Consider the following 23,522-nt stretch of genomic DNA (forward strand, 5'->3'; position numbering starts at 1 on the left):
TATTTATTTGGAACCCGGTGCGCTCCGGCATACAGGATGCCGACATGGCATGTTGCATTCCGTACAAGACCGCGGTGATGCAAAATGTTGACGATCTGGCTTATGCTTCGTCAACATTTTGTGCTTATACACGACATAATGATGAATCGAATAGATGAAATGAAACAAAGGAGGGCACGACTGTGACAACAAACGATCGGATCAAAGTCAGTGTGAATATTTACGGAAAGTCGTATAAGCTAGTTGGCAGCAGTGCCGACTATATGAAAAGTGTAGCCCAATATGTAGACGGGCATATGAATCAAATTGCGCAGGCACACGATCATCTGGACACCACGAAGCTTGCCATTTTGTCAGCAGTACATATGGCGGAAGAAGCGATTCAGGCGAACGAGGGTCGTGCGCAACTGGATGAGGCAGTGAGTGAACGCGATTCGCTGCGGCAGGAATTGGAGCGACTGCATGAAGTGCAGCTCAAGCAGCAGGATGTGATTCGGAAGCTGCAAGAAGAGAACGAGCAGCGACAAGCGAATCAGCAGCAGCTGGATAGCGAGCTGACACAATCTCGCAGTGAATTGGAGCAAACGCAAACCGAATTAACAGCTGCACAGCAAAACAACACCAAGCTGGAGCAGCAAAATGCTGATTACCGTCAGACTGGCGTGCAATTACAAGATGAGCTGGACAAGTCCACGACTCGGATCGATGCACTCAAGGATCAGTATAGCAATCTGGAAAATAATATGAAGCAAACGGTAGAAGGGTTGCAGCTGGATCTGATGCAGTCTACCGAAAATGAAGAAACGTACCGTTTGCGTACGGAAGAATTGGAAGAGAGTATCCATACGCTGCAACAAGAGCACGATACGGCGCAGCAGCGTGTGATTGTATTGGAGGAAGATAACGATTTTACCCATGCGCAGCTGGACGAATCGCGTCAGCAGCATGATCAGGTACAACAGCAATTGCAGTTGGCACAGGAAGAAGCCGAAACTTGGCGCGAATTGTCACAGCAGCAGGATGGCGATTTGCAGCAATTGCGGGACGAGCATCAGACACTGCAACAGCTGCATGATCAGCTTGACCAACAATTGCAGGAACGTGGAACTCAGCTGGAGCAATTGGAGCAGCAGCTGGAAGAACGCCAGCAGGAACTGGTTGTTTTGCAGGATGTTCACAGTCAGTTGCAGCAGAGCGATACGGAAGCGCGTCAGCAACTGGAAGAGCAAGCGACTCAATTGGAAACGCTGCGTAATGAAGGTGGACAGCTTCGTTCAGAGCTGGAACAATTGCAACAACGTTATGAGCAATTGCAGGCAGAGCAGGAGCAGTCAGCAAGCGAACTGGCAGATACGCATGCCAGCCTGACAGCTGCACATGAAGAAAATGAAATGTTGAAGCCGCAACTGGAAACATTGCAGGGACGTTACAACGAATTGGAGCAACAGCAGCAGCAAACGGTACAGCGCTTTGACGAGCAAACAGGTAAGCTGGACGAACTGCGTGAAGAGAATGGTCAAGTATGGACGGAACTCGGTTCGTGGCAGGATCGTCATGCGGAGCTGGAGCAGCGTCACCGCGAGTTGGAGCAAGAATGGCAGCAGCGCGGCGAGCAATTGGAGCAGCTGCAACAGCAGTCAGCCGATTTGCGCAGCGAATTGGAATTGTCGCAAGCAGGTCGAAGTGAGCTGGAACAGCGCGAAGAGCAGGCGCGTGCTGAGCTGGCATCACTGCAAACTAGCCAAAGTGAATGGCAGCAACAGGAAGCGAAGCTGCATACCGAGCTGGAGTCGTTACAGCACAGCCGGAGTGAACTGGAGCAACAACAGCAGAAATTGTCTGCTCAATTGCAAGACACGCAAACGAGCCTGACGACTGCTCAAGAGGAGAATGAACGACTGAAGCCGCAACTGGAAAGCTTGCGCGGCGAGCACAATCAGGTGTGGGCTGAGCTGGAATCATGGCAAAATCGTCATGCTGAACTGGAACAGCACAGCCAGGATGTACAGCAACAATTGACCGTGCAGCATGAACAGCAGGTTGGCGAACTAGAGCAGCGCCTTGCAACCACAGCCGATCAACAACAGCAGTTGCAGCAGCGGTTGGATGAGTTGCATGGAGAACTGGCAGAATCCCGCCAGAATACCGAACAGTTCCGTGAAGAAGCAGATACATGGGAGCAATTATCCGGTCAGCAGGAACAGCAGATTGTAGAACTGCAATCCGAGTTGGAGCAGCGCAGTCAGCAGCAACAACAGCTTCGCAGTCAATACGAAGCGGAGCATCAGCGTTTGCAAGCTGAACATCAGGATGAGCAGGAACGCCTGCTTTCTCAACAACAGCAATTGGAAGAACAATATACAGCCCAACAACAGCAGTTGCAGACACGCATCGAAAAGCTGGAGCAGCAGCTACAAGATAACACCGCTACATGGGAACAACAACTTCACGATCGGACTGCTGAGTGGGAGCAACAGCTTCAAGCTCGCTCTGCCGAACTGGAACAGCACCAGCGTCAACTGGTCGATACACGCGAGGAATCTGGCAACTGGCAGCGTCTGTCTGAGCAGCATAAGGAAGAATTGACCGAATTGCGGGCAGAGATGGAGCAGTTAAACCAGTTGTATGACGAACAGCTAGCAGAAGTGCAAGAACAGCTCGATCTGCTCAACATCGAGCGGGATGATCTCACCGAACAGACCGAGCGTTTACAACAGCAATTGGAGCAATTGACCTTATCTGCTGCTCAAGTACGAGAGGAATCGGATACATGGGAGCAACTGTCCGGTCAACAAGAACAGCAGATTCTGGATCTGCGCAATCAATGGAATTCGCTGAATCAGAAGCAAGAACAGTGGCAGAACCGCACGGCAGAGTTGGAGCAACAGCAGCATGAGCTGGAACAGCAATATGCTGAACTGCAACAGCAGGCGGATCACTGGCGCGGCGAATGGAATCGAGCGCGTGCAGAATATGGCACAGTTAATGAAGAACTGAATACATGGCGCGAGCTGTCGCAACAGCAAGAGACAGAAGCGACACAGATTCGCAGCGAACTGGAGCAGGTACGTCAGCAATGGGCGGATGAGCAGCAGCGTTATCAAGAGCAATCCTCGCAATGGCTGGACAAAGAACAACAACTGGCACAAAGTACACGCGAATTGGAAGAACAACTGACGACTGTACGCAGTGAAACTGACGAGTGGCGTGAAGAAGCGGAAACGTGGCGCGAGCTGTCCCGTCAACAGGAACAGGACACTGCCCAGATTCAGAGTGAGCTAGAGCAGGCACGTCAGCAGGTGGACACACTGACGTCGCAACTGGATGAATGGAATGCGCGTCAACAGGAGCAAACTCGTTTACTGGAAGAAGCATTGCAGGATATTGACAGCTGGAGCCAGCGGCATCACCGTCTGGAAGAAGAGTATCGTGCGATTGTGCTGAACGAGCAGGGGTATATGGAAGAGATCGGACGATTGGAGCAACAGAACCAACAGTTATCTGTAGAACTGGAGCAGGTCAATGGACGACTGGAGCAATTAACCGATCGTCAGGAGCAGCAAAATGAACTGCTGCGCGAATTGGAAGAGAGCGAGCAGCAATGGCGTGGTCAGTGCGAGCAATTGCAACATTCGCAGCAGGAGCACAGCCGTGAAGCCCGCGAAGTGATGGATCAGTACGAAATGCTCAGCCATCAGCTACGTATTATGAATGTGGAACGTGAAAGCCAGATTCAGGAGAAAGAGCGCATTCATCAGGAACTTCAACAGCTGCGCGAACAGCATCAACAGCTACAGGTTGAGCACAATGAGTGGATGGAACTGATCGAGCAAGATCAGAACTGAGCAAGTGAAGATGCTCGTAAATGGTGTATGGAAACTGAAATAATAAAAAAGTTAGAATGAGAAAACTGAAATCAAAAAGAACCGACAGCATCTAGGTGCTGTCGGTTCTTTTTACGATTATACAATTACAATAAAGATGAATACCGTCTCACAAGCGTATTATCCAATCTGTTTGTTAGCATTCAACATCCGCATCGTGCGTAGATAAACATACGATGAGATGAAGGCAAGAAGCGCCATAATCATCAATCCCCAGAAAATATTGGAGTACGCAGCTGAGAGAGATAATCCTTTTTGCCATTCCATTGCACTGGATGCCAATGCCACACTGAATGCTCCGCTGAAAAATTGCATCAGCTGGAACAGTCCCATGCCCGAGCCGACCTGTGATGCTGGCAAGATGCGCGAGATTTCATTAGACACACTGCTTGATAACATTGAGAAGCTCAAGCTGTTCAGCAAATAAATGAACAGAATTGATAACCAGGAATTGCCTGCAAACAGGGCGAACAGCACAATCGCGAACAATACCATTAGCGGCGCATATCGCAGAATCGACGAGTTACCATGCTCGTCAATAATAGAGCCGATTTTGCGTGAAGCGACAATCGCCAGTAGCGAACCTGGGAAAATAATGAATCCAGCATGACTGGCACTGAAGCCGAAGCGATGCACCAGAATTTGCGGAATGAGGAACAGCGTAGCAAAGCTGCACAGATACGAGAGAATGCCGACCAGCGATAGTGTTACATACGATGTATTTGCCAGCAGTGCAGGCTGCACGAACGGTTCCGCTGCTAGTCGAATACGCAGAATGAACAGTGCCAAGCCAACCAGCCCGATCGTCAGCGCCAACCATGAGTGATTGGTCAGGAACAGCAGAATACCACTTGTACCTGCCGCAACAAACAATGCGCCCGCCGTATCAAACACACCGCGCTTTGGCATTTCTTTGGGTAAAAATAAATAAAACAGCGGCACCAGCAGCAAGCTAATCGCCGTGATCAGAAATAGAAAACGCCAGCCCATATAATCAACAATCGCTCCGCCGACAACTGGACCTAAGCCGAGTCCTAGCGAGACCGCAGACATAATGAATGCCATCGCTTTACCGCGCCGTTCTAGTGGAATATAGCGGGTGAACAATACCATCGACAGCGAAATGACTGCCCCGGCACCAACTGCCTGCAATACCCGCATCGTCAGCAGCAGTGCAAAGCTGTTACTGAACAGACCGCCGATCGCAGCTAGCCCGAGAATGCTCAGCCCGATCACTAGCAAACGGCGTAGCGGTACGAAGTCGGACAATCGGCTATATGTAATAGAAGAGATGGCGAACATGATCGAATAGCCGGTTACGATCAAGGAAGATACCGAATCCGTCAATTGAAAATAGGACGTGATTTTGGGTAATGCCAGATTGAACATCGATGTGTTCATAATTGCCAGTACGACTGCAATGCCTAGCAGCACGGTTAATAGCCCTTCTTTTTGCAGGCGATCCTGACGGACGCTGTCTGTATGGGAAGCAGCAACAGATGTTGTTGCAGTAGTTGACATCAAGATTCCCCCTGTACGAAAAAAGTGTTGTTCGAATGTCATCGAACAATTGAAATATAGCATGGGATGATTTAAAATTCAATTAGAGATTTTAAAATTGGATAGGAATAGTATTCATTATTTACATGTAAATATAAATATAGTAACTGTGCTCTGCATTTCATAGAAACGTATGATGCCGCTTCCAATTTCCACATGACGTATGAGGGAATAGCGGAGCTGCTACTTACTTTTCAGCTCAAAGGAGACGTTGTTATGAAAGTGTTATATCATCCTGACCGTCACGAGATCGAACTGGCTTCCGTATTGTACGCTTTGAGCGATCCGATTCGGCTTCATATTGTTTCGCAAATTCGCAGTGAGGGCGAGAGTCCATGCAATGCTTTTCAAGTGCCTGTTGCCAAATCGACCTTGTCGCATCATCTGCGGACGCTGCGCGAGAGCGGGGTTGTGTTTACACGCAGTCATGGTACACAGCGATTGATCACTGTACGCGAAGATGATCTGAATGAGCGTTTTCCCGGCGTGCTGCATGCAGTGCTGTCCGCCTATGATGCGACAGCAGCTTGCTTTCCTGATGCTAACGATGAAGCGACGACTACATTGGCAGATGAGGAATAGCAACCATTGATAAAAGAAACAGAGTAGCCACTTTGTCACCATGTAGCCGCCTTGCCACTATATCCATGTTCTACAGCACAAAAAACACGCAGTCAGCATAAGAGCGACTGCGTGTTTTGTCATCCTATTCAAGAGATCATGCTTATGCTTCGTCAACGATCAGCTTGGCAACCATCGTGCTGTGACCGGAGCCACACATGATCGAGCATGCCATATCAAATTCGCCTGCTTCTTGCGGGGTTACGGTTGCCGTTGTATTGCTGGAATTCAGATCGACATTCAGTGCCGGGATCATCAGACCGTGGTTTCCTTGTTCATTTTGGAAGACGATCGTGATCGGTTCGCCTTTTTTGACATGGTATTCCTTCTGGTCGAATGCGTAATTCGTCGCTTTGACGACCAGCTGGTTGCCGCTAGCTTCACCGCTATCCGATGTAGCTACGCCCGTATCGGTAACGCCTGTTCCGCCGGATGAGTTTTGCGCTTGCCCGCCGCACGCTGTTGTTAATAACAACATGGCGGCAGTGACGCCGATCAGCATATATTTTTTCATGAGTAGTTCCCTCCTGATCTCATTATCTTCCATTGCAATCATTTTTATCATAACGCACATGGAAGAGACTGTCATTCAAACCTTTTGTGAAAATTGTGTGCGGGTGTATAATAGAATGGAAGTGGTATGCCATGTTGCCGCTGTAGATGTAATTGGTACGTATTCCACCTGTCTGTACGTGTGTGTTGAAACATTTGCCTGAAATCGCCGTCTATGGTGATGAGGATTTCAGTATGAATAGAGGAGTGTCATAACGTTGAACGAAAAAATATTCCATACGATGCAGTATGGACATATTCTCGATATGCTGGCAGGTTATGCGGCAACCGCGCTTGGTAAGCAGGCTGCGCTGTCGCTGAAGCCGGATACCGATCTGGAGTATGTCAAGAAAATGCTGCAATATACCGATGAGGCGACCAATGTGGATCGACTCAAAGGCACACCGCCATTTGGCGGCATCGTCGATATTCGTCCGGCTGTCAGCCGCGCACGCATCGGCGGTACACTGAACCCAAGCGAGCTGCTTGGTATCGCGAATACGATTATGGGCATGCGCCGTGCGGCACGCCATGTCGAGATGGTGCATGAAGAAGAGCCTGCACCGCTACTGTTTGATCTGATCGAATTGTTGTCTGATCAGCGTCCGCTCGAAAAGTATATCCGTGCCTGTATCGACGATTCAGCGCATGTGATGGACTCTGCCAGCAGTGAGCTGGCAACGATTCGCCGTGAGCTGCGTTCCGGCGAAGTACGTATCCGTGAAAAGCTGGACGGTATGATCCGTTCACAAACGGTAGCGAAGATGCTGCAAGACCAGCTGATTACGATTCGAGGCGACCGCTTTGTCATCCCGGTCAAAGCTGAATACCGTTCGTACTTTGGCGGGATTGTGCATGATCAATCTGGTTCTGGTGCGACGCTGTTTATTGAGCCGGAAGCGATTGTAGCGATGAACAATAAGTTACGCGAAACACGACTGCGTGAAGAGCGTGAGATCGAAGTTATTTTGCAAAAGCTGACCGCACAAGTAGCAGAGCAGAACGAACTGCTTGGCTACGATGTGGAGACGATTGCGCAATTGGACTTTATTTTCGCCAAAGCGCGTCTTGGCTACAAAATGAAAGCGAACAAACCGGTCATGAACGACCGTGGATTTTTTAAATTGAAAAAAGCCCGTCATCCACTGATTGCACCGGAGCATGTCGTTCCGACTGATCTGGAGCTGGGTAATACCAATACGAGCATCATTATTACCGGTCCGAATACGGGCGGTAAGACAGTCACCCTGAAAACGGTCGGTCTGCTCAGTCTGATGGCGATGTCCGGTCTGTTTATTCCGGCGGATGATGGCAGCCAGATGTGCGTATTTGACGCGATTTATGCCGATATCGGGGATGAGCAAAGTATTGAACAGAATCTCAGTACATTTTCCAGTCATATGACCAATATCATCTCCATCCTGCGTCAAATGACACCGAAAAGTCTGGTACTGTTTGACGAGCTAGGCGCGGGAACCGATCCGGCAGAAGGCTCGGCGCTGGCGATTGCTATTTTGGAGCATATTCATGCCCGCGGCTGTCGGATGATTGCAACGACGCATTATAGCGAACTGAAAGCATACGCGTATGATCGCAAAGGCGTCATCAACGCCAGTATGGAATTCGACGTCAACACGCTCAGCCCGACATACCGTCTGCTGATCGGTGTACCGGGACGAAGCAACGCGTTTGCGATTGCTGAGCGCCTTGGACTGTCGAAGGATATTCTGGATGTAGCACGTGGTGAAGTAAGCGAAGAAGATCAACGCGTCGAGCAAATGATCGCTTCCCTCGAAACGAATCGTCTGGGTGCCGAAGCGGAACGCACCGAAGCCGCGCGTCTGCGCCAGGAGATGGAGCAGCTGCGTGCACGCTATGAGCGCGATCTGGAGCGCTTGGAAGATCAACGCGACAAGCGTCTGGAAAAAGCCGAAGACGAAGCGCGTGCCATTCTGGACAAAGCGCGCAGCGAAGCGGATGAAGTCATTCAATCTCTGCGCAAAATGGCGCTGGAAGAAGGCGCATCCGTCAAGGAGCATCGCCTGATCGCTGCTCGTCGTCAATTGGACGAAGCCGCACCAGCACAACGCAAGAAAAAGAAAGCACCGACCACCACTGAGAAAAAAGCAAAACCGATCGGTCCCGGCGATGAAGTTATGGTGCACAGCTTCCGTCAAAAAGGTCATGTCGTCGAACTGTCCGGCTCCAAAGAAGCGCTTGTACAAATGGGCATTATGAAGATGAAAGTTTCGCTCAGCGACCTAGAGCTGATGCAATCGTCCAAATCGACTGCCGCTCAGCCACAGCGCAAGCAGGTGACGACCGTTCAGCGTTCGCGCGATGACAATACTCACTCCGAGCTGGATCTGCGTGGTGCCAATGTCGAAGAGGCGTTGATTGATGTGGATCGTTTCCTTGATGAAGCATTTCTGGCGAATCTCGGACAGGTGTATATTATTCATGGCAAAGGTACAGGCGTACTGCGTACCGGCATTCAGGAGTTCCTGCGCCGCCACAAGCATGTGAAAAGTTACCGTACTGGCAACTACGGTGAAGGTGGTACGGGTGTGACCGTTGCCGAATTGAAATAAATCCGGAATCTCTTTGAAACCATTACGGACGTCATACGTACACAGTATGATGATCTGTAATGATTTCATACCGGAAGGAGTTACGAAGAGGCGTGAAGGACTACGTGGATCCATTGCTGGCGCACCCGGTCGGGATGATGATCGGTTATTTTTCCGTGGCTGTGCTGCAATTAATCGTATTTTTATGGTGTTTTGAATTAGTAACCAAATATAAATGCTGGGACGAAATCAAGCGCGGCAATGTGTCCGTAGCGATGGCAACTGGCGGTAAAATTTTCGGTATTTGCAATGTGATGCGCTTTTCCATTGAAGCGCACAGCTCGGTCTACGGAAGTCTGGGCTGGTCGCTGGTCGGTTTTTTGCTGCTGATGGTTGCCTATTTTTTGTTTGAATTTTTAACCCCGGTATTTAATATCGATAAAGAAATTGCTTCGGACAACCGGGCGATTGGTTTGATCTCGATGATCATCTCCATATCGCTATCGTATGTCATCGGTGCGTCCATTCTTTAAATTTGACTTTGCATCACGAAAGGGACGAAATTATGGATACAACAGTATGCCCATGGTGTCACAGCGAGATCGTATGGGACCCGGAATTTGGACCTGAGGAGCATTGCCCGCATTGTGGTAATGAACTACAAGGTTACCGCACGCTGAATATTGAACTGGATGAGGAAGACGAGCAACCATCCCAGTATGCAGCGGAAGAGGCGTACCAACAGAACGTCATCGGCAACGAGCAAGCGGCGAATACACCAATCGGTAATCGCGCGGCGACATTGCTGGATGAGGCGGAATTGTTCCAACAGCCGAATCTGTCTTCACTCAAGACGATTGAGCAATACGGTGATGAGAACTTCAAGATGGTCGACTACGAGGAAAAGGTTGAGCAATTGCTGGACAGTCAGGAAGAGATTCCGCAATGTCCACATTGTCAGGAGTACATGCTGCTAGCAGGCAGTCAGGAAATGGGGACAACTGGCTTCAAGCCAAACCCCGCAGCGAACGGTAAGCTGTCATTCCTGACAACACCATATACCGTCAACGTATATGTTTGCCCAAGCTGTTTCCATGTGCATCAGAGCTTGGATGAAGCAGGTCGTCTGCGTATGATCGACACGCTGTCACGCTCTACTGAGCAGAATGGCTAAGTTGATGCCAATCTACTTTGCTTCTATTGGAAGATAGGGCAGAGCAATGAGCATAAATGAAAATGAACAAGAATTTATGTACAATGCGATTTGAGCATGATCGGCTAGCTACAATACGAACAAAAATACAACACAAAAAAGCCCGGCAGTTTCTGAATGAATTTCAGAAGCTGTTGGGCTTTTACGTATAAACAAGCACGAATCTCAGTGAAAGAATGCAAACATACAGCATAGCAAGAATAGAATCACATACGAACAATATAGCAACAACATCAAAATAATATAACAAAGCTGTTATTCCTGTTATTCCTGTTATTGCTGCTATTCCTATGTTTGTAACTTAGCTAGCTGTTTAATACCGATCCATCAAGATGCTGGCACATCAGGAGTTACTGCGGGTGACGGCTTAGACGTACGAGTCAAACTGAACAGTTCCAATTCGGGGCGTGTGACGCCGGACAGTTCATCTGCCAGCAGCATGGCAGCGATAGTGCTATATACCGTACCGTTACCGCCATATCCTTCCACAAAGTAGCAATGTGGATAGTCCGGGTGTTTGCCCATATAAGGCAGACCGTCGCGACTAGAGCCGAATGGCGCTGCCCATGCCGATTCGATAGATAATGGACCAATGTCCGGGAACAGCTCTTGTACCGATTCCAGCAGCCGCTGCGCCTGATTGATTCGGCGGACTTCCATATCTTCGATATCTGTCAGTGGTTCGTCCAGACCACCAGCGATAATCCGGTTATCTGCGGTCGTACGGATATACAAATACGGTCGCGCCGTTTCCCAGATCATACTTTGCTTGTACCAGCCATCCCAGCTACTGACTGGATTGGTGGCAATCGCATATGTGTTCATCAGGAACGCACCGCGTTCTTTTTTCTTTTCCTGTGTTTCGTAGCCGGTAGAATACACGACTTTTTTGGAACGAATATGATAATCGCCGATATAGCTGACAACTTCGTTCGTGCCGTATTCCTGATGCGTAATCTCCGCTTCTTCAAATACGCGGACACCGTTCTGATGCGCATCCATCATCAACGCATGCACCAGTCGATACGGATTCACCTCTGCATCGCCATGCGTGTAAATGCCTGCTGGACGGCGGAACGAGAAGTGTTCAGCAATTTTCTCTTCATCCCAGAACTCGGCAGCAAAGCCATGCTTCGATAATGTTTCATATTCTTCGATGACTGTCTCTACATCGCTCTCGTCACTGGCAAAGTACAAACTGCTCCGCGGAATCAGCTGTGCATCCAGCGGCAACTGTGGAGCAGTGTGCAGCAGATATTCCATCGCATCACGGCATAGCCTATAAAAGAGTACACCATTATGCTCGCCAAATGTATTGATGCAAGCAGTCAGTGTTTTGTCATTCGTATATTGAAGCAATCCGGTATTGGCAATGGAGCTACCACGACCGACCTGTCTTTTCTCGGCAACTACTGTGCGTAGACCGCGTTTGGCAAACTCGTGCGCACATAGCGCGCCGCCCATGCCGCCACCGATGATCAGCACATCGCACTCCAGATTCTCAGTCAGTTGTTCGTAGGTTGGCGGGTTCGTCAGGGTGTGTCCCCACATCGTATCTCTGGTGTGCAAATCCATGGTTGTTCGCTCCTTTGATTGTGTAAAATCGTCAAATTTCATACTTAATGTCAGTTGAACCGTCAGTTGGACAATCTTCAATTCTATTCGATGAAAACGAGTGATCTACAATCTGTTATGACACAATATAATCTGTCTTAGCATTAAGTAACCGGAACAGGTGTATAATGAAGCAGAACAACGACAGGTGCGAAGACCGATAGCGGCAAATGCTGCAAAACGACCTTCGGGGCTTGGCAGGAATGTTGGATTCGTGTAATATTTTTAATATTAACTTTTGCACTTGGAGGCTATATCGTTATGAAGGAACTTAGCGAGCTGAAGTTGCAGATCCTTGATCTGCTCAAAGAAGATGCAAGACGTACCCCGCAGCTTATATCGACTCTGCTCGGTATTGAAGAAGCCGAGGTCAAACAGGCGATTCAGGAATTGGAAGATGATCATGTGATCGTCAAATATGCAACAGTTGTCAATTGGAGCAAAGTAGATGAAGAAACGGTTACTGCACTGATCGAAGTACAGATTACACCGGAACGCGGACGCGGTTTTGAAGGGATTGCTGAGCGTATTTACTTGTATCCGCAGGTGAAATCGGTCTATCTGATGTCCGGCGCATATGATCTGCTAGTAGAAGTGGAAGGTCATAACCTGAAAGAAGTCGCGAGCTTCGTTTCCGAACGTCTGTCTCCGATTGAATCGGTATTGTCCACCAAAACACACTTTATTCTCAAAAAATACAAACAGGACGGAATTGTTTTTGAAGATCGCGAAGATGATCGCCGCCTGATTATTTCTCCGTAAAGGAAGGCGAATAGCATGATGGTCAATGGAGGACAGACAGCCGAAGGGCAGAAGTCGATGGAGTCATACCTGGCTCCACTCGTGCGCGGTATTCAGCCTTCCGGTATCCGCAAATTTTTTGATCTGGTGAGCGCGAGCAAGGATATTATTACACTTGGTGTCGGCGAACCGGATTTCACTACACCGTGGCATGTACGTGAAGCGTGCGTATATTCATTGGAACGTGGCTATACCCGTTACACATCCAACTCCGGTATGCCGGAATTGCGTGAAGCGATTGCAGGTTATTTGGAAAATGAGTTCAAAACGTCGTATGATCCCGCAGACGAGATTATCGTGACAGTTGGCGGTAGTGAAGCGATTGATCTGGCGTTGCGAGCATTGATCGCTCCGGGTGATGAGATTCTCATTCCAGAGCCTTGTTATATTTCGTATTCGCCTATTACAGCGATTGGTGGCGGTATTCCAGTCGGTATTGAAACATTTGCCGAGAATAATTTTAAATTAACTGCGGAAGCACTGGAAAAAAGTATCACGCCGCGCTCCAAAATTCTGATTCTCTGCTATCCAAGCAATCCGACAGGCGCAATTATGACATATGAAGATTGGTTGCCGATTGCGCAAGTAGTAGAAAAGCATGATCTGATCGTCATTTCCGATGAAATTTATGCTGAGCTGACTTACGGCACCAAGCACGTTAGCTTTGCATCCATTCCAGGTATGCAGGAGCGTACCATTCTGGTGAGTGGATTCTCCAAAGCCTTTGCGATGACAGGCTGGCGGATGGGATATGCGTGTGGACATCGTGATCTGATCTCTGCAATGCTCAAGATTCATCAGTACACTGTAATGTGCGCACCAGTCATGGGACAAGTTGCCGCATTGGAAGCATTGACTAACGGATTAGAGGAAAAAGACAAAATGGTCGAGTCTTATAACCGTCGTCGTCGACTAATCGTTGATGGATTCCGTAGTGTCGGACTAGAGTGCCATGAGCCGCAAGGCGCATTTTATGCATTCCCAAGTATTCAATCGACTGGTCTGACATCGGAAGAATTTGCTCAGCAATTGCTTGTTGAAGGACGCGTAGCTGCTGTGCCGGGCAATGTGTTCGGATTGGGCGGCGAAGGCTTTATTCGCTGCTCGTATGCGACTTCTGTTGCTCAACTTAGTGAAGCGCTTGAGCGAATTGGATCGTTTGTTAATAAAATAAAATAATTTCCATTAATGTAATTTGTCACAGAATATTTCTAATTTACCCTCTTTAACAAATTTCTGCTTCCATTTCCTTAGACCTGTGCTATAATAGGTCTTCGGAAGCAGGAATTTGTGTAGAAGGAGGGAATTATTTGTATTGTGCTGAATATCCGGTACCGATGTACCGTGGAATGCTACTGTCAGAGAATAAAGCAGTCTGGCCGCAACAACCGGATGACTCCAGACAATTAATTTCTCTGGAAGATGAGATTCACAAGCTTCGTACCCGCATGGAGCTGATGTTTTTGGAAAGACAATCGTTTACAGCGGAAGATGTACTAGAAATCAGCATGCTGCTCGACATCAAGATTAACGAATATATGCACTGCAAAAGCAAACGGCATCGTTTATAAAAAAGCAGTCGGACTCTTGCAATTCAACTATATACAATAACAGGCTTGACTAGTTGCGATATCATACATAGCGTTTATAGCGGTAAGATGAGTGCGTCAGACGGCATAAGATGCCGAATGTAGTCGGCAGTGGGACAGTGAAGACCTCGCGGGAGGTCTTCTTTTTTTGCGCGTGAAAGCTGTGGTATGATGGGAGTTAGTTACGTTGAAGGGGGAACATCGGTGAAGGCGAAGGCATGGATGAGAACAATTGGCTTTGCGCTGGGGATGAGTCTGATGGTGCTGCTGGCGGCATGTGGCGGCGACAAGCAGGATAATGATCCGAACCAGATCAAAGTATTCATTATGGGAACTGAAGGGTTTCCGCAGGAATATGCAGACAAGATCAAGCAGAATTTACAACAGAAGCTGGGCAATGATTTGACCGTTACAGTTAGTACGACGCCCGTATATTCGGCAGAGAAGCTAGTGCTGGAATATGTGGATCGTACCGACGATATTATTATTTTACCGGAAAATGATATGAAAGCTTATGCCGTCAATGGCGGTCATATGGTGCTGGATAACGACTTTAGCGCGAATACGTACAAGTCTGGTGTGACCAAAGGTGCAGCAAACGAGAATGATACCGAACCGACCAAACAAAAGGAGCATCTGTTTGCAATTCCGGTGAGCCAGATGTCCTCGTTCAAAGATATCGGATATACGCGGGATGATCTGTACGCTACCATTCCGATCTTCGCCAATCATGAGCAGGCGGTAAACGTATTGAAAGCACTGACCGACTGATGTATGCAGTAAGCAGAGAGTGAATATGCAATGACGATCGTAGGAGGGAATAGCGATGAGCATCTACACACGTACCGGGGATGAAGGCAGAACATCGGTGATCGGTGGACGAGTCAGTAAGGATGATATTCGTGTTGAGGCGTATGGTACAATCGACGAGCTGAATAGCTTTGTCGGGCAGGCTGTGCTAATGGCGCTGAGTGAGCATCATGAAGATTTGCAGGACGATCTGTTGCTCATTCAGCAGGAATTATTTGATTGCGGCTCTGATCTTGCATTTGTCAGCTTACAGGAGAGTCGCTACAAGGTGCATGACGATATGGTGGAGCGGCTGGAGCAGTGGATGGATGGGTACGAGCAGGAGAATCCGCAGCTGGAGCGTTTTATTTTACCAGGCGGCACTCAGTTGGCGGCAGCACTGCATGTGTGCCGTACGGTATGCCGTCGCGCTGAGCGTCGTACTGTGACATTAGGTGCAGAGCATGAGATCAATCCGGCGGTACGGCGGTATTTGAATCGATTGTCGGATTATTTCTTCGTGATTGCTCGGACTGCCAATGTGCGTTCTGGTGTACCGGATATTGAATATGTACGTAGCCAAAAGGTATTTCGGCGCGATTCCGATACGAAATAACGAGATCGGCAGAGGTAACAGGGAAAGGAATGTCAAACTGCAATGATAGATGAGGACCATAACCGCTATACCCACCCGGATGCTGCCGATTATTATGCTCCCATTCAGCATATTGTCGAACCGCAGGATGAAGGCATGTTGCTGAAAACGATCCTGAATCGCCGAATGGGCATCTCGCGCAAACTGCTGTCCCGGCTAAAAATGACGCAGCGCGGTGTAGAACTGAACGGTCAGCGGGTATATGTGGACGAGAAAGTAAAAGGCGGCGATGTAGTGCACGTACGCATGCTACGTGAAAGCTCGGATGATATTTTGCCACAGCCGATGGAGCTGGACATTTTGTTTGAGGATGAGCATCTGCTTATTTTGAACAAAAGAGCTGGTGTTATCGTGCATCCGACGCATGGACATTATACGGATACGCTGGCAAATGGTGTCGTGCATTACTGGCAGCAGCAAGGTGTGCAATACCGTTTTCGTCCGGTGCATCGGCTGGATCAGGATACGTCAGGCGTGCTGGCAGTTGCCAAAAATCCGTATGTGCATCAGCATATTTCGGAGCAAATGATATCGGGAACGGTGTTCAAATCGTATCGTGCTTACGTGCATCATCTGCCGTCACCAGCTGCTGGCAGAATTGAGGGGGCGATCGACCGCGATCCTGAGCAACCGCATGTACGTATCGTTACGCCGAATGGATATGCGGCTGCGACGCGTTATAGAACGGTACAACAATTTCCTGATCAGGATGCTGCGCTAGTGTCGTTACAATTGGAAACCGGACGTACTCACCAGATTCGGGTGCATATGAAGCATATCGGTTGTCCGCTGATCGGGGATAAAATGTATGGATATGCAGCGGCGGATGGTTCATTGGATACTTTAGCCGCTAAGGATCAACAGGCAGCACAGCGAATCACTCAGCTGGATGAGATCGTTGGCCGTCAGGCGCTGCATGCGTATGAACTTGGTTTTGTACATCCGGCGACAGGCGAGCAGGTGTTGTTTCAAGCGCCTTTGCCGGAAGATCTGGCATTGCTGGATGCTCAATTGAATGTTTGAAAAGGAGTCTGATCTTGATGAGTAAATTGACCGTTTACCAATATCCGCCATGCAGCACATGCCGCAATGCAATCAAATGGCTAAAAGAACAAGGGCACGAACTGAACCTGATTCATATCGTGGAATCACCGCCAACAGCCGAACAGCTGCGCGAACTGGTGGAACACAGCGAATTAGAATTGAAAAAGTTCTTCAATACCAGCGGTGAAGTGTACAAAAGCCTTAGTTTGAAAGACAAGCTGCCAACGATGAGTGCAGAGGAGCAGCTTGAACTGCTATCGCAAAATGGCAAGCTGATCAAGCGCCCGATCGTAACCGATGGCGATCGTGTGACCGTCGGCTTTAAGGCAGATATGTACGAGCAAGCGTGGAAGGCATAATATTTCTTTGGATCGATAAGCAGATGGATAATCTCATCTTCATATGAATCTAGATGTATGTGGTGAATATAGATTCGTATCACCCAGTATGATAAACTCCTCCTAAACATACGGAGGAGTTTTTGCTATGTCTCATACATATTCCCATTCATCGCCGCAGTATCAGCTACAAAGCGCGAATCTCGAAGATGCTCATTGGATCGCCGAATTACGCGCAATAGTATTAAAGGAAGACCTGACCCGTTTGGAGCGGTATGATGATGTGCGTGTTCGACAGCGGTTTTTGAATTCTTTTCAACCACAATATACACAGTTGATCGTTGTTGATTCTCAAGCTGTTGGCTGTGTAGCTTTGCGTCCAGCTCCAGATGCTGGATACGTGCTAGAGCACTTTTACATTCATCCTGATCAACAGGGACAAGGCATTGGCGGTGCCATACTTGCACATCTATTGTCCTCACATGAGCTGCGCGGACAGTCAGTTATACTTAACGTATTGCAGGGCAGTCCGGCGCGTCGATTGTATGAACGCCACGGCTTCCGAATGTATGAGCAGGATGAAGTGGATGTATGGATGAAACGTATATTAGACGCATCAACAGATGGATAAGCAATCAGAATTATCATTGTATAACTAGCATGTATAACATCAGCAGTTATATAGCCAATCAATGGAATATAGATCATTTTTAGTGAAGTCCAATAACCTGACTTCTTTTCCTCAATCTACTTAATTAAATATAATGTGTATTTTTTAGGAATAATAAGGATATAAAATAAAATATAGGGTATACTAATCTGGTAGCTAAGTATTTGATCAATACGATCAAAAGGGGATAAAGATATGATAACCAGGTTGGCGAAAGCATCGGCAGCACTTATTCTGGGCGCTTCACTTTTATTTACAGCAACCACACCGGCAACAGCAGCAAGTTCATCGTACAAAGTCACACTGACCAAAGTTAAAATGATCTCCAATGATCACGTCGGCAATGAATGGTATACCGAAGCCAAAGTGAACAACAAAGTATTGTATGAAGGTCAAAGTGTAACCGTCAAAGCTAACTCGAATGGCACTGTGAAGCTGTATGCTTATGCAGAAGAGCAAGACAAAATTCCCGATGAAGGAACCAAAACCAAAAATGTCAGCCTATCTTCGGTATCGTCTAGCGGTTCTACTGTCAAACTGCGCGTCAGTGTAATCGAGAATCGTGGACGTTATTCCGGCAACGAAGCGGTCTGGGAATTTACGTATGTACTGAAAAAATAACGGATTCTCGATCATGGATTGTCGATTCTGAATCACCGCGTAGGTTTTCCTTTTATTTTGCAAACGTATGACACCAAAGGCTCCCTGTATGAACAGAGAGCCTTTTTGCTGCGGCATAAACGAAGCAAATAAGAAAACGCTGTGAACAGTTGTACAGCTTTGAACAAATTCGGTATGATAGAGTCAAACTGGTTTTACACGCATAAGGGAGAATGGAACATTGACACAATTACAACCACAAAAAATGATGCTGGTCGACGGCATGGCACTGCTGTTCCGGGCGTATTATGCCACCTCACAGAGCGGCTATATCCGTCGTACGAAAGCCGGTATTCCGACTAATGCGATCTACGGTTTTGTACGTTATCTATGGGATGCAGTTAGCCTGTATCAGCCGACGCATGTTGCTTGCTGCTGGGATCTGGGAACACAGACATTTCGACGCGAGGAATTTGCCGCTTACAAGGGTAATCGCACCGCTGCACCGGACGATTTGATTCCGCAATTTGATCTGATTATCGATGTGATGAAAAGTATGGGCATTCCGAATCTGAGTGCACCGGGCTACGAAGCGGATGATTGCATCGGTACGATCTCGCGTGAATTGGAGCAGAATATGGAAGTAATGATTCTGACTGGAGATCACGATATGTTGCAACTGGTCGATCACCGTACCAGTGTGATCATTATGAAAAAGGGTTATGGCAACTACAGAGTGTATACGCCAGAATCGCTCATGGAGGAAAAAGGGCTGACGCCAGCACAGATTATCGACATGAAAGCGCTCATGGGCGATGCAAGCGATAACTATCCGGGTGTCAAAGGCATCGGTGAGAAGACAGCAACCAAGCTTGTACAGGAACATCAGTCGGTAGAAGGCATTCTGGACAATCTGGAATACCTCAGCCCGTCCGTTCGCAAAAAGATCGAAGCCGATCTGGACATGCTGCATCTATCTCGTCGTCTTGCAACGATTCACCGCGAAGTACCAGTGTTGTGCACACCTGACGAATGCTTACTGCTGCTAGAAGACAACAAAATCATCGACAAATTTGAAGAACTGGAAATCAAAAGTCTCTGTTCTATGCTAGGAGTGGGCGTATTTGACTAAAGGTTCTACATCTTCAAGCTGGACTGTTCGTTTGCCAATGATGCTGTTGACCGCCGCGTTGCTGATTGGCATAACGGCTGTTCCGAGCAAGGAGCCTGCACAGGCGGCAGGCAGCGGTATCCGTTATGCCAAAGTCAACGTGCAGGCAGCCGGACGCAGCTTTGCCGTACAAACGGTCCGCATTCCTAAAGGTACTGCAACAGCGGTCGGTCTAGCAGATCGTCAGGTAGGGCATACGTCCTCACTCTCGTCGATTGCCAGCGCATATGGTGCCAAGGCTGCAATTGACGGTGCCTTTTTCGAGGCATACGGTGGACCACCTGATCCTTACGGTACATTAATCTCAGGCGGACGATTGCTGCATATCGGTCGGTACGGTACTACGATTGGCTTTACTGCGAATGGCACTGCGATGATGGACACGCTGCGTATGGAAGTGACTGGTCAAGTGACGCCGCAGAGCGGACGTTCTAGCGGCTGGTATGCCGTCTGGTTTAACCGTACTCCGGCATCCACATCCAGCACATCTATCGTATACACGCCTGATCGGGGCAAAACGACTGGCTTTCAGGGCGGTATCGCTGTCACCGTACGCAATGGTAAAGTAACGGCAAAAGGTAGCAATACCAATACCACCATTCCGACAGACGGGTATGTGATCGTCTTTACCGGTACGATGAAGTCTTCTGCGGATCGCTTTGTCAAAGGAGCAACCGTTAGCATGAACAAAACGTATACGGACATCAATGGCAAGCCCATCGACTGGTCCAACGTCGTCACAGCTGTTGGTGCCGGACCACGACTGGTCAAAGACGGCAGCATTGCACTTAACGCGGCAGCCGAAGGCTTTCAAGATCCGAAAATTCTAACTGCATCCGGTGCACGTAGCGGTATCGCTATTATGGCAGACGGCTCAGTTATGATCGCGACTGTACCCGGCGCAACGATGAAGCAATGGGCAGCGGTTATGCAAAAGCTCGGCGCCAAACAAGCTATGAATCTGGATGGTGGCGCATCGTCCGGCATGTATGTCAACGGCAAAGTCGTTACATCGCCCGGACGTACGCTTAGCAATACCCTCGTATTTGGCGGTAATCGTTCCTAACTCTTATTGAACAATCATGTAACGGCTTGCATGATGGCAAGCAAGGGCGGCTGGTCTGTATCGACATCTGCCCGACACATTGCCACGCTATCATGATAAGCCTGCACATGCTCATATTGGTCATCCATAAGGATGCTGCAAAGGAGACGCATAATTCATGAAAAAACTTGGAGCAATTGAGGCAGGCGGTACCAAATTTGTATGCGGAATCGGTACGGAAGACGGACAGATTCTGGAACGTGCCAGCTTCCCGACGGAGACACCGGAGATTACGATGAAAAACGTCGTATCGTTTTTTGAAGGGAAAGGCATTGAAGCGCTTGGCATTGGCTCATTTGGACCGATTGACCCGATTGTGGGCAGTCCGACATACGGATACATAACAACAACACCGAAGCCACATTGGGGGCAATTCAATCTGGTTGGGCATTTGAAGCAGCATTTTGACATACCGATGAGCTTTGATACCGATGTGAATGGGGCGGCATTGGGCGAATATACTTGGGGTGCAGCGCGCGGGCTAGACAGCTGTATTTATATCACGGTAGGTACTGGGATCGGTGCAGGTGCTGTCGTAGGCGGCAAAATGCTGCACGGTCTGTCTCACCCCGAAATGGGTCATATTCTGGTACGCCGTCATCCTGACGACACCTTCGAAGGGTTTTGTCCATATCATGGAGATTGTCTGGAAGGGATGGCTGCTGGACCAGCAATCGAGAAACGCTGGAATATCAAAGGTTCCGAACTGACTCCAGATCATCCGGCATGGGAAATGGAAGCGCACTATCTTGCCCAAGCGCTGATGAGTTATGTACTGATTCTGTCTCCGCAAAAGATCATTATGGGCGGCGGTGTGATGAAGCAGGAGCAGCTATTCCCGCTTATTCGCACGAAGCTGGTTGAATTGCTGAACGGCTATGTGCAGCACCCAAGTTTGTCAGAACATCTGGACCAGTATATCGTCTATCCCGAATTGGGTGATAACGCCGGATTGTGTGGAGCAATCGCACTGGCGAAACTGGCACTGAATGGAGAGGAAGGTGCAACGATTGGCTAACCCCAAATCGAACAAGAAAAAAGTAAATCCCGAGGTCAAGCGTCAACAACAGCAGGCGTATAAGGAAAAAGAACGTCTACGCCAGCGCAAAACGATGCGCAATCTGATCATCGGAACCGTAGCTGTTATCGCTGTAGTCGTACTACTCATCATCTTCATTCCGAACAACAACAATGATACAACGTCTGGCACGCCGGCAACGTTTGACTATACCCAGTTGCCAGTGAAGGGCGAAGCCAATGCTCCGGTCAAAATTGTAGAATTCGGCGATTTCAAATGTCCGATCTGCAAAATGTACAACGAGCAGATCGTACCGCAAATCCAGAAGGATTTTATCGACAACGGTACGGTAGCGCTGCATTTTGCTAATTTCCCGTTTATCGGTGAAGATTCCACCACTGCTGCACTAGCGGCAGAATCTGTGTATCACCAGAAGAGCGATGCGTTCTGGACATATCTGGATGCCATTTACACAAATCAAAAAGACGAGAATACGAACTGGGCAACACCGGACTATCTCGTTCAACTGGCGGAAAATGCCAAGCTGGGCATTGATACGACCAAGCTGCGCCAGGACATCGATAACAAGACGTATGCCGATCAGGTGAGCGCACAGTACGATAAAGGGCAGGAGCTGAATATTCAGGGAACACCGTCCATCTTTATCAATGGTGTGCAATATACTGGCGATCTCGGTGATTACAATGCGCTGAAGCAAGCGATTGAGAAAGCACAGCAAGAAGCCGCAGCTACTACTGGAACAGGAGGCTGACGGATATGCAGATCAGTGGCTTTAAGCTATTTCTGTCACGGTATTATCTGTATCTTGCCTGGATCGTCGCCATCGTCGCTACTGGCGGCAGTCTATTTCTGAGCGATGTGCTGAAATGGGAGCCATGCAAATTGTGCTGGTTCCAGCGCATCTTCATGTATCCACAGGTCATCTTGCTCGGTATCGCCGCTTATCGCAGCGACCGCCGCATTGTCGGCTACGTTCTGCCAATGAGCATCATCGGCGGTCTGATCGCCATATATCACTATGCCAAACAGCACATTCCGGCACTTGACCGGATTGCGCCATGTACGACAGGCGTACCGTGTAACAAGGATTATTTTGAATATCTGGGCTTTATCACGATTCCGTTTCTTGCTCTGATTGCGTTCACTCTGATTGCACTGCTTCTCTGGCGGGGCAGTCGTGCTTACGACGAAGTGGAAGTAGCGGAAGACAACGCAGAGTGAGTGTACAAGCAGATTGAGTATATAATCGGAGATCGATATCGCATCATACTCATGCTAACTGAAAGATCGCATCTTACAAGACAGCATATTTTAGAAAGATTGTCAGGATAGCATAGTTACAATAAAAATAATTGTGGTAAATATAATTGCTGTATGATTAGGGAGTCAAATGGGACTCTATACGATGGATGCTTGGAACAAAGCTATCGTATAGAGTCTTTTTGTATGCAGAAAGAGTGTTGTTTATACATACAATCAGAACTACAGATTAGTTGATAACCTGTTAATCGTAGTATTTTTACAGCATAAACTTTTTGTGATGATGGGTAGAGACAATTTTCAGATCGTGTACAGATTTAGATCATGTGCAGAAGCACTTTTGAGATCATGTGGGGAAATATAGTTCAGGCGAGAAAACAACTTATTTTATAAAAATTAAAATTTTTTAAAAATATATGTTGCCGACCACGTAAAAATAGTTTATAT

At 48.2% G+C, this 23,522-nt stretch carries 22 protein-coding genes; 19 read left to right on the forward strand and 3 right to left on the reverse strand.

Going from position 1 to position 23,522, the window contains the following annotated elements:
• The first annotated feature begins 182 nt into the window (after positions 1–182).
• On the forward strand, positions 183–3,845 hold the full coding sequence (gene zapA, locus ACE3MZ_RS06875; protein ID WP_411345712.1) for a cell division protein ZapA: 3,663 nt from the start codon (positions 183–185) through the stop codon (positions 3,843–3,845).
• A 159-nt stretch (positions 3,846–4,004) separates the two neighbouring features.
• On the opposite strand, the gene ACE3MZ_RS06880 is transcribed toward zapA, so the two are convergent.
• Positions 4,005–5,405 carry an MFS transporter gene (locus tag ACE3MZ_RS06880; protein ID WP_411345713.1) on the reverse strand — a complete coding sequence of 467 codons (1,401 nt, stop codon included), beginning with the start codon at positions 5,403–5,405 and terminating at the stop codon, positions 4,005–4,007.
• A gap of 255 nt (positions 5,406–5,660) precedes the next feature.
• On the opposite strand from ACE3MZ_RS06880, the gene ACE3MZ_RS06885 reads away from it, so the two are divergent.
• Positions 5,661–6,026: an ArsR/SmtB family transcription factor gene (locus ACE3MZ_RS06885; protein WP_411345714.1), complete on the forward strand. Its 366-nt coding sequence runs from the start codon at positions 5,661–5,663 to the stop codon at positions 6,024–6,026.
• Between the two features lie 142 nt (positions 6,027–6,168).
• Here the strand turns inward: ACE3MZ_RS06885 and ACE3MZ_RS06890 are convergent, their stop codons facing one another.
• The gene (locus ACE3MZ_RS06890) at positions 6,169–6,579 is read right to left on the reverse strand and encodes a cupredoxin domain-containing protein (protein WP_411345715.1); all 411 of its coding nucleotides are present in this window, start codon (positions 6,577–6,579) and stop codon (positions 6,169–6,171) included.
• Positions 6,580–6,835: 256 nt separating this feature from the next.
• Here ACE3MZ_RS06890 and ACE3MZ_RS06895 point away from each other — a divergent pair, with 256 nt between their 5' ends.
• Genes ACE3MZ_RS06895 through ACE3MZ_RS06905 form a run of 3 tightly spaced genes read left to right on the forward strand, consistent with a single transcriptional unit; the run spans position 6,836 to position 10,361 of the window.
• Positions 6,836–9,208, forward strand: coding sequence for an endonuclease MutS2 (locus ACE3MZ_RS06895; RefSeq protein WP_411345716.1), 2,373 nt, complete (start codon positions 6,836–6,838; stop codon positions 9,206–9,208).
• A 59-nt stretch (positions 9,209–9,267) separates the two neighbouring features.
• On the forward strand, positions 9,268–9,720 hold the full coding sequence (locus tag ACE3MZ_RS06900; RefSeq protein WP_367055237.1) for a DUF350 domain-containing protein: 453 nt from the start codon (positions 9,268–9,270) through the stop codon (positions 9,718–9,720).
• Positions 9,721–9,752: 32 nt separating this feature from the next.
• Positions 9,753–10,361, forward strand: coding sequence for a hypothetical protein (locus ACE3MZ_RS06905; protein ID WP_411345717.1), 609 nt, complete (start codon positions 9,753–9,755; stop codon positions 10,359–10,361).
• Between the two features lie 366 nt (positions 10,362–10,727).
• On the opposite strand, the gene ACE3MZ_RS06910 is transcribed toward ACE3MZ_RS06905, so the two are convergent.
• On the reverse strand, positions 10,728–11,975 hold the full coding sequence (locus ACE3MZ_RS06910) for an NAD(P)/FAD-dependent oxidoreductase (RefSeq protein WP_411345718.1): 1,248 nt from the start codon (positions 11,973–11,975) through the stop codon (positions 10,728–10,730).
• A gap of 300 nt (positions 11,976–12,275) precedes the next feature.
• On the opposite strand from ACE3MZ_RS06910, the gene ACE3MZ_RS06915 reads away from it, so the two are divergent.
• From ACE3MZ_RS06915 to ACE3MZ_RS06980, 14 genes are all read left to right on the forward strand, one after another.
• On the forward strand, positions 12,276–12,776 hold the full coding sequence (locus tag ACE3MZ_RS06915; protein ID WP_411345719.1) for an Lrp/AsnC family transcriptional regulator: 501 nt from the start codon (positions 12,276–12,278) through the stop codon (positions 12,774–12,776).
• 15 nt (positions 12,777–12,791) lie between these two features.
• Complete coding sequence (locus ACE3MZ_RS06920) at positions 12,792–13,994, forward strand: aminotransferase class I/II-fold pyridoxal phosphate-dependent enzyme (RefSeq protein WP_411345720.1); 1,203 nt, start codon at positions 12,792–12,794, stop codon at positions 13,992–13,994.
• A 131-nt stretch (positions 13,995–14,125) separates the two neighbouring features.
• Entirely contained in the window at positions 14,126–14,386 is a 261-nt protein-coding gene (locus tag ACE3MZ_RS06925; protein ID WP_411345721.1) for an aspartyl-phosphate phosphatase Spo0E family protein, read from the forward strand.
• Between the two features lie 222 nt (positions 14,387–14,608).
• Complete coding sequence (locus ACE3MZ_RS06930) at positions 14,609–15,175, forward strand: hypothetical protein (RefSeq protein WP_411345722.1); 567 nt, start codon at positions 14,609–14,611, stop codon at positions 15,173–15,175.
• 55 nt (positions 15,176–15,230) lie between these two features.
• Entirely contained in the window at positions 15,231–15,809 is a 579-nt protein-coding gene (locus ACE3MZ_RS06935) for a cob(I)yrinic acid a,c-diamide adenosyltransferase (RefSeq protein WP_411345723.1), read from the forward strand.
• Positions 15,810–15,851: 42 nt separating this feature from the next.
• Positions 15,852–16,871 (forward strand): RluA family pseudouridine synthase, encoded by a 1,020-nt coding sequence (locus ACE3MZ_RS06940; protein WP_411345724.1) that lies wholly within the window; start codon positions 15,852–15,854, stop codon positions 16,869–16,871.
• A 17-nt stretch (positions 16,872–16,888) separates the two neighbouring features.
• A complete protein-coding gene (locus tag ACE3MZ_RS06945) occupies positions 16,889–17,251 on the forward strand; it encodes an arsenate reductase family protein (protein ID WP_411345725.1) in 363 nt (120 codons plus the stop codon).
• 127 nt (positions 17,252–17,378) lie between these two features.
• Positions 17,379–17,861 carry a GNAT family N-acetyltransferase gene (locus ACE3MZ_RS06950; protein ID WP_411345726.1) on the forward strand — a complete coding sequence of 161 codons (483 nt, stop codon included), beginning with the start codon at positions 17,379–17,381 and terminating at the stop codon, positions 17,859–17,861.
• Between the two features lie 234 nt (positions 17,862–18,095).
• Positions 18,096–18,521, forward strand: a complete 426-nt coding sequence (locus ACE3MZ_RS06955) for a hypothetical protein (RefSeq protein WP_411345727.1) — start codon at positions 18,096–18,098, stop codon at positions 18,519–18,521.
• Between the two features lie 220 nt (positions 18,522–18,741).
• On the forward strand, positions 18,742–19,632 hold the full coding sequence (locus ACE3MZ_RS06960) for a 5'-3' exonuclease H3TH domain-containing protein (protein ID WP_411345728.1): 891 nt from the start codon (positions 18,742–18,744) through the stop codon (positions 19,630–19,632).
• Positions 19,625–20,737 (forward strand): phosphodiester glycosidase family protein, encoded by a 1,113-nt coding sequence (locus tag ACE3MZ_RS06965; protein ID WP_411345729.1) that lies wholly within the window; start codon positions 19,625–19,627, stop codon positions 20,735–20,737. Before ACE3MZ_RS06960 ends, ACE3MZ_RS06965 begins: the two co-directional genes overlap by 8 nt.
• A gap of 157 nt (positions 20,738–20,894) precedes the next feature.
• Positions 20,895–21,794, forward strand: coding sequence for an ROK family protein (locus ACE3MZ_RS06970; protein ID WP_411345730.1), 900 nt, complete (start codon positions 20,895–20,897; stop codon positions 21,792–21,794).
• Positions 21,778–22,566, forward strand: a complete 789-nt coding sequence (locus tag ACE3MZ_RS06975) for a DsbA family protein (RefSeq protein ID WP_411345731.1) — start codon at positions 21,778–21,780, stop codon at positions 22,564–22,566. The genes ACE3MZ_RS06970 and ACE3MZ_RS06975 overlap by 17 nt, the downstream gene beginning before the upstream one ends.
• 5 nt (positions 22,567–22,571) lie before the next feature.
• Positions 22,572–23,036, forward strand: a complete 465-nt coding sequence (locus tag ACE3MZ_RS06980) for a disulfide oxidoreductase (protein WP_411345732.1) — start codon at positions 22,572–22,574, stop codon at positions 23,034–23,036.
• Positions 23,037–23,522: the final 486 nt, after the last annotated feature.

This window comes from Paenibacillus sp. WLX1005, from assembly GCF_046603685.1.
GTDB lineage: Bacteria > Bacillota > Bacilli > Paenibacillales > Paenibacillaceae > Saccharibacillus.

What these genes read in the sequence shown, in the direction of transcription:
- ACE3MZ_RS06880 (WP_411345713.1), bottom strand. Translation starts at nt 5,405, where the DNA reads ATGTCAACTACTGCAACAACATCTGTTGCTGCTTCCCATACAGACAGC.
- ACE3MZ_RS06885 (WP_411345714.1), top strand. Translation starts at nt 5,661, where the DNA reads ATGAAAGTGTTATATCATCCTGACCGTCACGAGATCGAACTGGCTTCC.
- ACE3MZ_RS06890 (WP_411345715.1), bottom strand. Translation starts at nt 6,579, where the DNA reads ATGAAAAAATATATGCTGATCGGCGTCACTGCCGCCATGTTGTTATTA.
- ACE3MZ_RS06900 (WP_367055237.1), top strand. Translation starts at nt 9,268, where the DNA reads ATGATTTCATACCGGAAGGAGTTACGAAGAGGCGTGAAGGACTACGTG.
- ACE3MZ_RS06905 (WP_411345717.1), top strand. Translation starts at nt 9,753, where the DNA reads ATGGATACAACAGTATGCCCATGGTGTCACAGCGAGATCGTATGGGAC.
- ACE3MZ_RS06910 (WP_411345718.1), bottom strand. Translation starts at nt 11,975, where the DNA reads ATGGATTTGCACACCAGAGATACGATGTGGGGACACACCCTGACGAAC.
- ACE3MZ_RS06915 (WP_411345719.1), top strand. Translation starts at nt 12,276, where the DNA reads ATGAAGGAACTTAGCGAGCTGAAGTTGCAGATCCTTGATCTGCTCAAA.
- ACE3MZ_RS06920 (WP_411345720.1), top strand. Translation starts at nt 12,792, where the DNA reads ATGATGGTCAATGGAGGACAGACAGCCGAAGGGCAGAAGTCGATGGAG.
- ACE3MZ_RS06935 (WP_411345723.1), top strand. Translation starts at nt 15,231, where the DNA reads ATGAGCATCTACACACGTACCGGGGATGAAGGCAGAACATCGGTGATC.
- ACE3MZ_RS06940 (WP_411345724.1), top strand. Translation starts at nt 15,852, where the DNA reads ATGATAGATGAGGACCATAACCGCTATACCCACCCGGATGCTGCCGAT.
- ACE3MZ_RS06945 (WP_411345725.1), top strand. Translation starts at nt 16,889, where the DNA reads ATGAGTAAATTGACCGTTTACCAATATCCGCCATGCAGCACATGCCGC.
- ACE3MZ_RS06950 (WP_411345726.1), top strand. Translation starts at nt 17,379, where the DNA reads ATGTCTCATACATATTCCCATTCATCGCCGCAGTATCAGCTACAAAGC.
- ACE3MZ_RS06955 (WP_411345727.1), top strand. Translation starts at nt 18,096, where the DNA reads ATGATAACCAGGTTGGCGAAAGCATCGGCAGCACTTATTCTGGGCGCT.
- ACE3MZ_RS06970 (WP_411345730.1), top strand. Translation starts at nt 20,895, where the DNA reads ATGAAAAAACTTGGAGCAATTGAGGCAGGCGGTACCAAATTTGTATGC.
- ACE3MZ_RS06980 (WP_411345732.1), top strand. Translation starts at nt 22,572, where the DNA reads ATGCAGATCAGTGGCTTTAAGCTATTTCTGTCACGGTATTATCTGTAT.